Raw genomic sequence first — 12,471 nt, forward strand, 5'->3', positions numbered from 1 at the left:
ATAGTCTGGATCCTTAGCTCAGAACGATATCGTATTGTTCTTGGCGGAAGCTACCTTCTGCCTGGAGCGTAATCGGTTTTCCAATGAAATCGCCCAACTGCGCCAAGAATTGATTTTCTTCCTCAAGAAAGAGGTCAATCACGTCTGGTGCCGCTACGATCCGAAATTCTCGCGGATTAAATTGACGATGCTCACGCACAATCTCACGCAAGATCTCATAGCAAATCGTTTGTGCCGTTTTGATTTCACCTTTACCCATACAGGTAGTACATGGCTCACAAGTAATATGAGCCAGCGATTCACGAGTGCGCTTGCGAGTCATTTCTACCAAGCCTAATGCTGAAAATTCACTTACAGATGTACGAGCGTGATCACGCTCCAAATTCCGCTTCAGTTCATGCAATACCGATTCTTGATGATCTTTGCCTATCATGTCGATAAAATCAATAATGATGATGCCGCCTAGGTTGCGTAAGCGCAGTTGCCGAGCAATGGCCTGAGCTGCCTCAAGATTAGTTTTAAATACCGTGTCATCCAAATTACGGGCGCCTACATAGCTACCAGTGTTGACATCAATCGTTGTCATTGACTCTGTTTGATCGATCATCAGGTAGCCACCGGATTTCAGATCAACACGTCGACCTAAGGCTTTATTAATTTCGGCATCGACATCAAATAAATCAAATAGGGCGCGTTCGCCACGATGCAAAGTGAGCTTGCCTAATAAGTTAGGCATATATAGATTGGCGAAGCCTTTGAGCTTCTCAAAATTCTCTGCCGAGTCGACCCGAATTTGAATTGTTTCTTCGCCAGCAACATCGCGTAATACCCGCTCAGCCAAGCTTAGGTCTTGGTAGAGTAGGCTAGGCGCAGCTTTATGCTTCATTGCTTCACGAATACTTTCCCAAGTGGTTCTGAGATAGCGCATGTCATGTTGCAATTCGGTATCTGAAGCATCTTGGGCGCTGGTACGCACGATGATGCCGCCTTTTTCATCTTCAGCCATGAGTCCAGCCAGACGAGTTTTAATTGCTTCACGCTCTTCTGGTTGATCAATTCGTTGGGAGACGCCGATATATTTTTCGGTAGCGGTATCGGTTCCTGCGGGAGGTAAGTAAACTAAGTTACGCCCTGCAATACTGAGTTGGGTCGTCAGACGTGCGCCCTTAGTGCCTAAGGGGTCCTTCAAGACTTGGACTAATAAAGTCTGACCTTCAAATAGTAATTTTTCAATCTGGGGCTGCGGATTGCTTTGGGTGATGTCAGCAACGTGCATAAACGCAGTACGCTCCAAACCAATTTCAATAAAAGCAGACTGCATACCTGGTAATACGCGCACAACTTTTGCAAGGTAAATATTTCCAACAATTCCACGTTGACGAGTTCTCTCAATTTGCAGTTCCTGAACCGCACCTTGCTGTATTAAAGCAACCCGCGTCTCTTGCGGAGTGATATTGATGAGTATCTCTTCATTCATATGCAGTTAATTTGAGCGCGTTTGAGTAGTTGAGCAGTTTCATAAAGGGGAAGTCCCATGATACCGCTATAGCTACCCTTGATCGAGGGGATAAAGGCGCTTCCGCCACCTTGAATACCGTAGGCGCCAGCCTTACCAAAAGGTTCTCCGCTGGCAATATAGGTGTTGATTTGTGATTCCGACAGGACGGCAAACTGAACCTCAGATACTTGCAATAAAAATACCGGTGATTCTTCAGGCGTGATCGTCAGTGCCACCCCAGTGAATACCCCATGGGTTTTACCACTCAACATTCCCAGAATACGAGTAGCGTCGGCAACATCAGAGGGTTTTCCGAGAATTTCACCATCGGGATGATTGGGAAGACTCACCGTGGTGTCTGCACACAAAATTGGCGCCCAAGGTAAGCCACTCTTTTTCCAGCGCTCTAGTGCAACGGCGCTTTTCGCTAAGGTCACTCGCTCTACATAAGCAGGTGCTTTTTCATGGGGGAGGGGTATTTCAATGCTTTCAACATCTTCACCCACTTGAGGAAGGAGCATTTCAAAGTGCACCCCTATTTGTTTTAAGAGCTCTTGACGACGTGGACTTTGAGAGGCGAGATAAACAAAAGAATACACAGCATTACTCACGGTGATAGGGATGACCTTGAAGAATAGTCCAGGCACGATAGAGTTGCTCAACCAGCAACACTCTAGCCATCGCATGTGGCAGTGTGAGGCTAGAGAGACGCCACATCGCTTGTGCATGCGTTTTGAGCTTGGCATCTAGACCATCAGCTCCACCAATTAAAAAGGTAATATCAAAACCTTCTTGACGCCAGCTTGCTAACTGAGTAGCTAGATTCTGGGTGGTTTGATCTTTACCGCGCTCATCTAGGGCAATGACGCGTGAGCCCTTTGGAACAGCTGCTAAGATTTTGACTGCTTCTTTTGCTGGGGTGAGATCAGGTTTGATTTCTTTAATCTCAATACTACAATCCGCTGGCATGCGTTTGATGTAGTCTTGAGTTGCCGTTGCAACCCAATCGGGCATCTTGTGACCAACTGAAACAATGGTTAAGCGCATTGGCTAAGTGGCGTGAATAAAAAAATTACTCGTCATCTTCGGATTCGCTTGCTTTAGCTAGGCCTTTGGCACTAGCCAATTTGACGCGCACCGGTTTGGCGCCCCACATACCTTCCAGTTGATAGTAAGAGCGCAACATCGGCTGCAAAATATGAACCACAATATCACCGCAGTCTACGAGCACCCATTCACCAGTCTCTAAGCCTTCGATAGAGATCACTTCACCACCTTTGGCATTGACCTCTTCTTTGACAGACATCGCTAAAGACCGTGTTTGGCGATTGCTGGACCCTGTAGCAATGATGACGCGATCAAATAACTCGCTGAGTTTGGTGGTGTCATAAACGCGAATATCCTGCGCCTTAACATCTTCTAGGGCATCAATAATGACGCGTTGTAATTTACGTAAGTCCATGGTGTCTATGCAATATCTTTTAGTGTTGAGCTTGATCTTAGCTTGATTACTGGTACAAGCCCAGATTTGTAATGATTTCTAGTGTTTGTGATGGAATTTGCTCAGACTCAATAGAGCTTCGAGCAGGTGACTGAAGGCGACTTCTGAGGTCGGTAGAGGAGAGGTCTACTGCAAGACCTTCATCAATGTAGATGAGGCCAGCCGCTTGATTTTCAAGAGCTGCTGGATCAAAAGTTTGGCGGGTATCGAGCAATTCTTGAATTTCAGGGCTCATCTCAGCCATGAGATCATAGTTTGGTCGGCTGGCTACTGCGAAATGCATGTACTGAAACAACTCGCGCCAAGCAACCCAAGTTGGTAGGTGAATCAACGAGTCCACTCCAGTCAACCAAATTAAGCTAGCTTGGGAGCCAAAGCGTTCACGTAAGGATTTGGCAGTATCAATACTGTAACTCGGACTAGCACGCTCAATCTCTATGCGATCAATACCGACTTTTGTGGGTATCTTTAAATATGAAAGTGCCTTGGCTAAATCAATACCGGCAGCCTCAGTGAGTTGATAACGAATTTCAGCGGCTGTAATGTTCGAGCCCTTCTGCCATGGTTCACCACTGGGTATGAGAAGTAGCTCGTCTAAGTGCAACTTTTTTGCAAAATGACTCGCTAATCTGAGATGCCCTATATGGGGCGGATCAAAGGTACCACCCAGGATGCCAATTTTTTTACGAGCGCTCAAGCTAACCAATCACGTGGTTTGAGGTAATAGTCATACAGCTTAGCTTCTGGTGTCCCGGGCTTGGGCTGATAGTTGTACCACCACTGCACTACTGGGGGCATGGACATTAAGATGGATTCGGTGCGACCACCTGAGTGCAAGCCAAAGATCGTACCGCGATCAAAGATGAGGTTGTATTCCACATAGCGACCACGTCGGTACTCTTGGAATGCTTTTTCTTCAGCGGTAAAGGTATCTTGATAGCGGCGTTCAACGATTGGCAGGTAAGCATTAATAAAGGCATCCCCTACTGCACGGGTCATTGCAAAACTTTTCTCAAAGCCCAGTTCGTTGAAATCATCAAAGAAAACGCCACCAATGCCACGGGGTTCTTCACGATGTTTCAAGTAAAAATACTCGTCACACCAGTTTTTAAGGCGAGGGTAGAGCTCTGCTCCAAATGGATCAAGAGCATCTTTTGCAGTTTGATGAAAGTGTTTGCAATCCTCATCAACGCCGTAGTAGGGTGTGAGATCAAAACCGCCACCAAACCACCAGACGGGTTCTTGATCTGGGGCTTGCGCAATAAAGCAGCGCACATTCATATGGGTAGTCGGAACTTTGGGATTATTAGGGTGGAAGACTACTGATACTCCCATCGCTTCAAAGCTGCGACCGGCTACTTCGGGACGGTGATGTGAAGCTGAGGGTGGCATTTGATCACCTCGAACATGAGAGAAGCCAACCCCACCCTTTTCGAGGATACTGCCACCATCTAGAGTGCAGGTGCGACCATAACCTTTGAGCTTGCTATCTTCAGGTTTATGCCATTCGTCTGCAGCAAAGGCCTTGCCATCTAATGCACTCATGGCATTGGTGATGCGATCTTGTAGCCCTAAGAAATAATCTTTTAAGACTGCGATATCAATTTGAGTATGTTGAGTTGACAAAGGTGCTCTTACTTTCATTTAAGTGCGCGATAGCCAATATCTTTGCGATATTGCATGCCATCAAATTCGATTTGATTAATTGCATCGTAAGCTTTTTGTTGGGCGCCGCGAACAGTATCCGCCAAGCCGACCACGCAGAGCACCCGTCCACCAGACGTCACTACTTCGCCATCTTCTAGTTTGGTACCAGCGTGGAAGGTGATTTGATCTTCAGTGTCGACCGGAATGCCGGTAATGACATCGCCGTTACGAGGCGTGTCTGGATAGTTATGGGCAGCAAGTACTACGCCCAAAGCAGTGCGCCGATCCCACTCAAGTTCGACTTCATTCAACTTGCCATCTACTGCGTGATCAAGAGCATTTACGAGATTACTGCGTAAGCGCGCCATGATGGGTTGGGTTTCTGGATCACCCATGCGGCAATTGAATTCCAGTGTTTTGATTTTGCCGTCTGGAGTAATCATCAGGCCTGCATAAAGAAAGCCGGTGTAAGGCAAGCCATCTGCCTCCATACCTTTAACAGTGGGCATGATCACTTCACGCAATGCCCGTGCATGAATTTCTGGGGTCACAACAGGCGCAGGAGAGTAAGCGCCCATGCCGCCAGTATTGGGGCCTTGGTCACCATCTAATAAGCGCTTGTGATCTTGACTGGTTGCCAGCGCAAGAACATGTTTGCCATCTACGAGAACGATAAAGCTGGCTTCTTCACCGGTGAGGAATTCTTCAATGACAACGCGGGCACCAGCATTGCCGAGTTTGTTATCGGCGAGCATCATGTCCACTGCAGCATGTGCCTCTTCTAAGCTCATGGCTACTACAACACCTTTGCCAGCAGCCAAGCCATCAGCTTTAATCACAATCGGTGCACCCTTAGCGTCAATATAAGCATGAGCTTCTAGAGCGCTAGAAAATGTTTGGTAATCAGCCGTAGGAATGCCGTGACGTTTCATGAATGCTTTAGAAAAGTCTTTAGAGGATTCTAATTGAGCAGCCAGTTGAGTTGGTCCAAAAATACGTAAGCCATGATTACGGAAGACATCCACAATTCCTGCGGCTAATGGGGCTTCAGGACCAACAACCGTCAGGTGAATCTTTTCACGTTTCGCAAAATCAGCCAGCTCTTCTAATCCGGTAATCGGTAAATTCTCAATGCCAACAGCGGTTTGCTTGGCGGTCGCAGTACCACCGTTACCTGGCGCCACATACACTTTTTGCACTCGAGGAGATTGCGCCAGTTTCCAGGCTAAGGCGTGTTCGCGTCCACCAGATCCAACGAGAAGAATTTTCATAATAGAAGAGTTAGTAAGAGTTTAAAGAGCAGCGTTGGTAAAGACTTCTTGTACGTCATCTAAGTTTTCAAGTGCATCCAGCAATTTTTGCATGCTCTCCGCTTGATCACCTTCCAGTGCAATCTCTGTTTCTGGTCTCATGGCAACAGTCGCTAATTCGGCTTTTAATCCTGCTTGAGAAAGCGCATCTTGCACTTTAGGAAAATCTGGCACGGGAGTTAATACCTCAAGTGATCCATCATCGTGAGTGATCACATCATCAGCACCCGCATCTAAGGCAACTTCCATCAGTTGATCTTCGCTAGTGCCGGGGGCAAATAACATTTGACCGCAGTGCTTAAATAGAAAGGCAACTGAACCTTCAGTTCCCATATTGCCACCATTTTTATTGAAAGCATGGCGCACTTCTGCAACGGTGCGAGTGCGGTTATCGGTGAGGCAATCAACAATCACTGCTGCACCATTCATGCCGTAACCTTCATAACGAATCTCTTCGTAGCTCACTCCCTCTAAAGAGCCGGTGCCGCGCTGAATAGCTCGTTGCACATTGTCATTCGGCATGTTGGAATCTTTAGCCTTGTCAATCGCTAAACGTAAGCGAGGGTTAGCTGTCAGATCGCCGCCGCCTAATTTGGCAGCAACAGTAATTTCCTTGATGAGTTTGGTCCAAATCTTGCCGCGTTTTTCGTCTTGACGACCTTTGCGGTGCTGAATATTGGCCCACTTCGAGTGGCCGGCCATACGGGTAATTCCTTTTAATAATTTGGCTATAAGTCTCTATTTTAAGGGGTTCTATGCCCAAGGTAGGCGGCAACTAGGCAATTTTTGTTACACTCTCATGTCTTAGCAGTAACAAAGTATCAAATTGCGCAGAATTTCCACTGCAAACACCTGCCTCGGTGATGGAATTGGTAGACGTGCCGGACTCAAAATCCGGTGCCGCAAGGCGTGGCGGTTCGAGTCCGCCCCGAGGCACCATTTAACGGTCAATCAAGCCGTCAAATTTCTCCAAATACTATATTTCGTAAGTTTCGGCTTTCTCGCTCATTGCTTGCTCAACAATTTTCTTGGTGAGCGTGGGCGAGAAGAGTTCAATGAAGGTGTACACAAAAGATCTTAGGTAGGCACCTTGTTTAACTCCAATGTGCGTGACGTTGTTACCAAACAAATGACCTACGGGAATCACTTTGAGGTTGCGATCTCTTTCAGAGTCGTAGGCATGACCAGCAACAATGCCAATACCCATACCGGCTTCAACATAAGTTTTAATCACGTCAGCATCAATTGCTTCTAAGATGATGTCGGGTGTAATACTGCGTTGAGCAAAGGCCGCATCAATTTTGCTGCGGCCTGCAAATGCTTTGTCGTAAGTAATGATGGGGTACTTTGCAATTTCTTCGAGCGTTACTGTTGCTTGATTTAGTAGCGGGTGACTCAATGGCACCATGACGACGTGCTGCCATTGATAACCCGGTAGAGCGAGGACGCCAGGTGTATTGGCTATTCCTTCAGTAGCAATTGCGATATCAGCACGGTCATGACTTAGTAGCTCTGCAATCTGCCCAGGGCTACCTTGTTGAATACTGACGCGCACTTTTGGAAAGCGCTTAGTAAATTCAGTCAGCACTTTAGGGAGTGCATAACGAGCCTGGGTGTGGGTGGTGGCAATCACAAAGTTGCCTTGGTCTTGACTGGCAAAATCCTCGCCAACTCGCTTTAGTGTTTCCACTTCATCGAGGATTCGTTCTACCGAGCTTAGAATACGCTTGCCAGGCTCAGTGAGTGAGCGAATGCGCTTGCCGTGGCGACGAAAGATCTCCACACCCAATTCATCTTCTAGTTCGATGATGGCCTTCGATACGCCAGGCTGAGAAGTGAAGAGTGCTTTGGCGGCAGTGGTGAGATTGAAGTTTTGCCTAACCGCTTCGCGGACAAAACGAAATTGATGAAGGTTCATATAAGACTCCTATCTATATATCTAAAGAGATATAGGAATCTGATTCTATATGAATTTTTGGTCTTAGGCTTTAGAAACCCAACGTAAAGCAAGGAGCGCTAAAAGAAAGTAGAACATCGGTGGGACTAAGGCCGTCAAGAAGGTCGGCCATGCGCTTAACAAACCGACGTTGGAGAAAAGAGAATTAAATAGCTGGAAGCTCATCCCTAGCATGATTCCGCCAAACACTTTAATACCAACACTGCCTGCACGTACTTTTAAGTAAGCAAACGGGAGAGCTAGAGCCAGCATCACAAAAATGGTGAATGGGTAAACCACTTTTTTCCAAAAGGCAATGGCGTGACGTTGTATATCTTGCTTGTTATCTTGCAGGTGAATAATGAAACGACCTAAACTAACAATCGACATTTTTTCAGGGCTGATCAAGAGTACGTTCAAAATTTGTGGCGTGACTTCAGACTCTAAGGTCAGGGTAGGATGGGTTAATGTCCTCGAAGAAAAAACGGGGTTGAGTGGATCGGTCTGTTTGATTTCTTTGAAGCGTGTTTCGGTCACATCTTTTAATGCCCAAATTCCAGCTTCATCGAAATGACCTGATGGGGCGCTCCGAATCGATAGCAGATTGTAGTTATCGTTAAATTCATACATCCGAATATCACGAATCTCATTGTCTTTATCGACCTTACCCACATTCACATAGCGTACACCTGGTCGAACGGGACCGCTACCGTCCTCATCTCTGAGGCGATCTTTCACCCAAACGCCAGTCTTAAATTGCGCTGAGTAGCTAGTGCCTAAGGCCTTCATGCGAATTTGTTCTGACTTGCTTTCTGCATAAGGGCCGGCCCACTCACTCATGATGAGGGTTAGGAGTACCAGGGGCAATGAAATTTTGGTAAGCGTAATGAGGCCACGCTTGACATCAAGTCCTGCGATACGCAAGATGGTGAACTCAGATTGACTGGCTAACATGGCAAATACATAAATGCTGCCAATCAAACCTGCAATTGGAATAATTTCAGAAATACGGCTCGGCGCCTTCAGCAATACATGGAGTAATGCGATTGGTAGGGTGTAGCCACCTTGCACTGAGCCTAGCTCGCTCAAGATGTCAAAGAATAAGAAGAGGGCAACTAAGGCAAACAAGATGAAGCCAAAGGCCGCATAGATCTGCTTAGCTAAATAACGCTCATAAATATACGGAAAGAGCAGTTTCATTTGTGAGAAAAGGATGCGGGAAGTTGACGACGCCACCACCGAATGGATGGATTGATGCGATTGCGTATCAGTACATATGCAATCAAAAATGCCAAAAGATGAAAAGGCCAAATTCCGACAAACACACTGAACTTCCCTTGTGCAACAAAGTTTTGCGTGAGATTCAGTAGGTTGCTATAAATCAAATAAATAAGGACCGCATAAAACATCGCAGTGTAATTGCCTAAGCGGGGATTGACATACGCTAGTGGGATGGCAATCAGAACCAAGCCCAGAGCCATCAGTGGCAAACCTAGGCGCCAAAGGAGCTCTGCGCGATTGGCATTAAATGCTGTTGGATTATTGTCGTTCAGTAACTCGGAAACCGTTTTTTCTCGATCACGTGGGGCTGGCGCCAATGCTTCTTTGCTTCGGATCTTAGTGGTGTAATCATTGAACTCTAGGATTCTAAAATCTGGTGCAGTAGGCTGCCCTTCATAGCGCCGCCCATTATGCAAAACAATGGATTTTTCTCCGCCTTCGGCGTTTTGAATATAGCCAGTGGAAGCGACTGCAATACTGAGGCGCCCATTTTTATGGTCAGCTACGAATATATTTTTCACTTCACTTTTATCAACATCAAGCTCTTCAATAAAAAAGACGCGTTCTGCTCTGGCAGATTCTTTAAATTGGCCAGAAGTCACCATCGATACATCATCACGTTGCTGAAAGCGCTGGCTAATGAGGGTGGTTTCTCGATTAGCCCAAGGCCACACAAAAAGAGCCAGCAAGGCAATAATGATGATGAGTGGAGTAGCAAATTGCAAAATAGGGCGGATCAAGTTACTGATGCTTAATCCACTAGCAAACCAAACGATCATTTCAGAATCTTTGTACCAGCGCACTAAAACAATCAGTATGGCAACAAAGAGTGATACGGTTAATAAAACGGCAAGATAGCCTAGGGTAGCCAAAGAAATGAGAACGATGGCATCTTCAGGGTTAACGGAACCATTGGCTGCATATCCCAAAATTCGAATCACCAAAGTGGTGACCATGATGGTGACCAAGACCAAAAAGACTCCGCCTGTGGTAAAGCTAAGTTCGCGGCGAAGGGCTTCTTTAAAAATCATGAATGGTGATGGATGGGGCTGAACGCAGTTCTGGAGGTATATGGAAAGCCAAAAGGACTTATTTTGGTGTGGGAAAAATAGGTTAATCTCATGTCGGAGGATAATGGATAAACATCCTAGATTTCTATCTTTCGCCCTTGAATCGACCTAAAAATACTGCAATAGATTATGACAATTCAATTTAGCACCAAAATTTTCCCCCAAGCTGACCTGCAGAGTGCAAAACTGCTCAAACCGAGCCTCAAAACAATGCTGGCTCAAACTACAGATTGCCTCGTTTTGGGTTATTCCAAAGCTGACTTTGAAGGATTTGCGGGTAGTAAAGGTACCAAGGCTAAGGTCGGCGTTTTGGCGGAGTTAGATCTGTTCTTGGGCGGTTCAGTTAGTCACGCCAACGTTTTGGGCGATTTAGATAGCAAACAAGCCTCAGTTTGTTTATTGAGAGCGGATAAATCTTGGTCTGCGAATGCAGTCAAAGCTAAGCGGGTGCTATTACTCAGCATGGGTGATCTGCGCTTAACCGCCGATCAAAGTTTGACGGCTTATTCCAAAGTGGCACGTGCAGGATTAAAGGCATTGAGCGGTGGCTCAATTGAAAATGCAATTTGGTTTGCTCCGAGTTTTACGCTATCTAAAACATCTGAGAAGATTGCGCAAGAAGTGCGGCTCACTATTCAATATGCTGGCGATCAGGCTTATCGTTTTGGTGCGCGCCAACCGGCGATGAAATTTAAGGCGAAAGATAAGGCTGATACTTTTAAGCATTTGATCTTTGCAGGCAACAATGCTTGCGCCAAAGAATTAAAACTAGCGATTGAGCAGGGTGGTGCGATGGTTGAGGGGATGAACCTCGCCAAGGACTTGGGCAATCTTCCTCCTAATATTTGCACCCCAACTTATTTAGGTAAGACTGCGCAGGGCTTGGCTAAAAAGACTGCCCTGAAGGTTGAAGTGTTAGGACTCAAACAAATTGAAGCTTTGGGTATGGGCTCATTTTTGTCTGTTGCCAAGGGTTCTGAAACCCCGCCGCAATTTATCGTGATGCGTCACCAAGGTGGTAAAGCTGGAGAGGCTCCAATTGTCTTGGTTGGTAAAGGCATTACCTTTGATACGGGCGGCATTTCTCTGAAGCCTGGCGAAGCGATGGATGAGATGAAGTACGACATGTGTGGTGCCGCATCGGTTATTGGCACCTTGTATTCCGCCGCACTGATGAAGCTCAAGAAGAATGTGATTGGCGTAGTGCCTACCTGTGAAAATATGCCATCCGGTAGAGCGACACGTCCAGGAGATATTGTGAAGAGCATGTCAGGTCAAACCATTGAGATTCTCAATACTGATGCTGAAGGCCGTTTGATATTGTGTGACGCACTAACTTATGTGGAGCGTTTTAAACCTAAGGCTGTAATTGATGTAGCAACCTTAACAGGCGCCTGCGTCATTGCATTAGGACATGTGCATAGTGGCGTGTTTTCTGATGATGAAGTCTTGGTAGATGCTCTGACTAAAGCGGGTAAAGATTCCTTAGATACGGTATGGCGCTTACCTTTAGATGCTGCTTATCATGAGCAACTCAAATCCAATTTTGCGGATGTTGCCAATATAGGTGGACGCCCTGCAGGAAGTGTCACCGCAGCCTGCTTCTTATCGCGCTTTACTGAGAAGTACAAATGGGCTCACTTGGATATCGCCGGAACCGCATGGAAGAGTGGTGCTGCCAAAGGTTCAACCGGTCGTCCAGTTCCTCTCTTGGTGAATTTCTTGCTTGAGCAAAAGTAAGCTAGCCAATTTATATGGCGCGCATTGATTTTCATAGCAATGTAAGTGACAAGCTGGAATATGCCTGTCGCTTGACCCGCAAAATCTGGAGCGCCACACCAGAGGGTCAGCCGGTTCGACAGATTGTGATTGTCGGTGAAAAAGGGGATCTACAGAAGTTGGATGATTTGCTTTGGACTTTCAGTAGTACTGACTTTATGCCGCATTGTTATATTGACGATGAAGCCGCTGCAGAGACACCCATCATTCTCACAGATAACTTTGCTTCACCTTATCTAAGCACTATTCCGCATGCTGACGTGATGATTCATTTGGGTATGCGCATGCCGCAAGATGTGCCGGCTTTAGTAGAGCGCTTTCCGCGGATTGTGGAAGTCGTAACAGTGAATGAAGCGGAGCGCTTAGCAGGGCGCGAGCGCTTCAAGGCCTATCGTGAATTAGGTCATGAGCTCCATAACTTTGATCAATCCAAGAGTTAATTTCCATTT

Annotated in this window: 12 protein-coding genes, 1 tRNA gene and 1 pseudogene; 3 read left to right on the top strand and 11 right to left on the bottom strand. The window is 46.4% G+C overall.

Annotated features, from left to right (window positions below; translation table 11 throughout):
• Positions 1-13 precede the first annotated feature (13 nt).
• The 8 genes and pseudogenes from rng to ICN21_RS10620 all read right to left on the bottom strand — a co-directional run bounded on the left by rng (position 14) and on the right by ICN21_RS10620 (position 6,658).
• Positions 14-1,477, bottom strand: a complete 1,464-nt coding sequence (gene rng, locus ICN21_RS10585) for a ribonuclease G (protein ID WP_215296593.1) — start codon at positions 1,475-1,477, stop codon at positions 14-16.
• Positions 1,474-2,145 carry a nucleoside triphosphate pyrophosphatase gene (locus ICN21_RS10590; protein ID WP_370624091.1) on the bottom strand — a complete coding sequence of 224 codons (672 nt, stop codon included), beginning with the start codon at positions 2,143-2,145 and terminating at the stop codon, positions 1,474-1,476. Before ICN21_RS10590 ends, rng begins: the two co-directional genes overlap by 4 nt.
• Entirely contained in the window at positions 2,102-2,545 is a 444-nt protein-coding gene (gene rlmH, locus ICN21_RS10595) for a 23S rRNA (pseudouridine(1915)-N(3))-methyltransferase RlmH (RefSeq protein WP_216123937.1), read from the bottom strand. Before rlmH ends, ICN21_RS10590 begins: the two co-directional genes overlap by 44 nt.
• Before the next feature lie 28 nt (positions 2,546-2,573).
• Positions 2,574-2,960, bottom strand: a pseudogene (rsfS, locus tag ICN21_RS10600) (ribosome silencing factor); the annotation flags it as partial.
• 46 nt (positions 2,961-3,006) lie between these two features.
• The gene (locus ICN21_RS10605; protein ID WP_216178395.1) at positions 3,007-3,696 is read right to left on the bottom strand and encodes a nicotinate-nucleotide adenylyltransferase; all 690 of its coding nucleotides are present in this window, start codon (positions 3,694-3,696) and stop codon (positions 3,007-3,009) included.
• Positions 3,693-4,604: an oxygen-dependent coproporphyrinogen oxidase gene (gene hemF, locus ICN21_RS10610; protein WP_216178465.1), complete on the bottom strand. Its 912-nt coding sequence runs from the start codon at positions 4,602-4,604 to the stop codon at positions 3,693-3,695. The genes ICN21_RS10605 and hemF overlap by 4 nt, the downstream gene beginning before the upstream one ends.
• Positions 4,605-4,639: 35 nt before the next feature.
• A complete protein-coding gene (gene purD / locus ICN21_RS10615) occupies positions 4,640-5,917 on the bottom strand; it encodes a phosphoribosylamine--glycine ligase (protein WP_216178396.1) in 1,278 nt (425 codons plus the stop codon).
• Between the two features lie 21 nt (positions 5,918-5,938).
• Positions 5,939-6,658 carry a YebC/PmpR family DNA-binding transcriptional regulator gene (locus tag ICN21_RS10620; protein ID WP_215296600.1) on the bottom strand — a complete coding sequence of 240 codons (720 nt, stop codon included), beginning with the start codon at positions 6,656-6,658 and terminating at the stop codon, positions 5,939-5,941.
• 152 nt (positions 6,659-6,810) lie between these two features.
• Between ICN21_RS10620 and ICN21_RS10625 the strand changes: the two genes are divergently transcribed.
• Positions 6,811-6,895: transfer RNA gene (locus ICN21_RS10625), tRNA-Leu, on the top strand.
• A 37-nt stretch (positions 6,896-6,932) separates the two neighbouring features.
• On the opposite strand, the gene ICN21_RS10630 is transcribed toward ICN21_RS10625, so the two are convergent.
• The 3 genes from ICN21_RS10630 to lptF all read right to left on the bottom strand — a co-directional run bounded on the left by ICN21_RS10630 (position 6,933) and on the right by lptF (position 10,204).
• The gene (locus tag ICN21_RS10630; protein ID WP_215296601.1) at positions 6,933-7,874 is read right to left on the bottom strand and encodes a CysB family HTH-type transcriptional regulator; all 942 of its coding nucleotides are present in this window, start codon (positions 7,872-7,874) and stop codon (positions 6,933-6,935) included.
• A 63-nt stretch (positions 7,875-7,937) separates the two neighbouring features.
• Entirely contained in the window at positions 7,938-9,092 is a 1,155-nt protein-coding gene (gene lptG / locus ICN21_RS10635; protein ID WP_216178397.1) for an LPS export ABC transporter permease LptG, read from the bottom strand.
• Positions 9,089-10,204 (bottom strand): LPS export ABC transporter permease LptF, encoded by a 1,116-nt coding sequence (gene lptF, locus ICN21_RS10640; RefSeq protein ID WP_216178398.1) that lies wholly within the window; start codon positions 10,202-10,204, stop codon positions 9,089-9,091. The genes lptG and lptF overlap by 4 nt, the downstream gene beginning before the upstream one ends.
• Before the next feature lie 174 nt (positions 10,205-10,378).
• Here lptF and ICN21_RS10645 point away from each other — a divergent pair, with 174 nt between their 5' ends.
• Positions 10,379-11,983: a leucyl aminopeptidase gene (locus tag ICN21_RS10645; RefSeq protein WP_370624093.1), complete on the top strand. Its 1,605-nt coding sequence runs from the start codon at positions 10,379-10,381 to the stop codon at positions 11,981-11,983.
• A 14-nt stretch (positions 11,984-11,997) separates the two neighbouring features.
• Positions 11,998-12,462 carry a DNA polymerase III subunit chi gene (locus ICN21_RS10650; RefSeq protein WP_215296604.1) on the top strand — a complete coding sequence of 155 codons (465 nt, stop codon included), beginning with the start codon at positions 11,998-12,000 and terminating at the stop codon, positions 12,460-12,462.
• The last annotated feature ends 9 nt before the right edge of the window (positions 12,463-12,471 follow it).

This window comes from Polynucleobacter sp. AP-Feld-500C-C5, from assembly GCF_018882265.1.
GTDB lineage: Bacteria > Pseudomonadota > Gammaproteobacteria > Burkholderiales > Burkholderiaceae > Polynucleobacter.

Bases quoted from the DNA above. Each gene is read 5' to 3' on its own strand.
- rng (WP_215296593.1), bottom strand. From the start codon at position 1,477: ATGAATGAAGAGATACTCATCAATATCACTCCGCAAGAGACGCGGGTT.
- rlmH (WP_216123937.1), bottom strand. From the start codon at position 2,545: ATGCGCTTAACCATTGTTTCAGTTGGTCACAAGATGCCCGATTGGGTT.
- purD (WP_216178396.1), bottom strand. From the start codon at position 5,917: ATGAAAATTCTTCTCGTTGGATCTGGTGGACGCGAACACGCCTTAGCC.
- ICN21_RS10620 (WP_215296600.1), bottom strand. From the start codon at position 6,658: ATGGCCGGCCACTCGAAGTGGGCCAATATTCAGCACCGCAAAGGTCGT.
- ICN21_RS10630 (WP_215296601.1), bottom strand. From the start codon at position 7,874: ATGAACCTTCATCAATTTCGTTTTGTCCGCGAAGCGGTTAGGCAAAAC.
- lptG (WP_216178397.1), bottom strand. From the start codon at position 9,092: ATGAAACTGCTCTTTCCGTATATTTATGAGCGTTATTTAGCTAAGCAG.
- lptF (WP_216178398.1), bottom strand. From the start codon at position 10,204: ATGATTTTTAAAGAAGCCCTTCGCCGCGAACTTAGCTTTACCACAGGC.
- ICN21_RS10650 (WP_215296604.1), top strand. From the start codon at position 11,998: ATGGCGCGCATTGATTTTCATAGCAATGTAAGTGACAAGCTGGAATAT.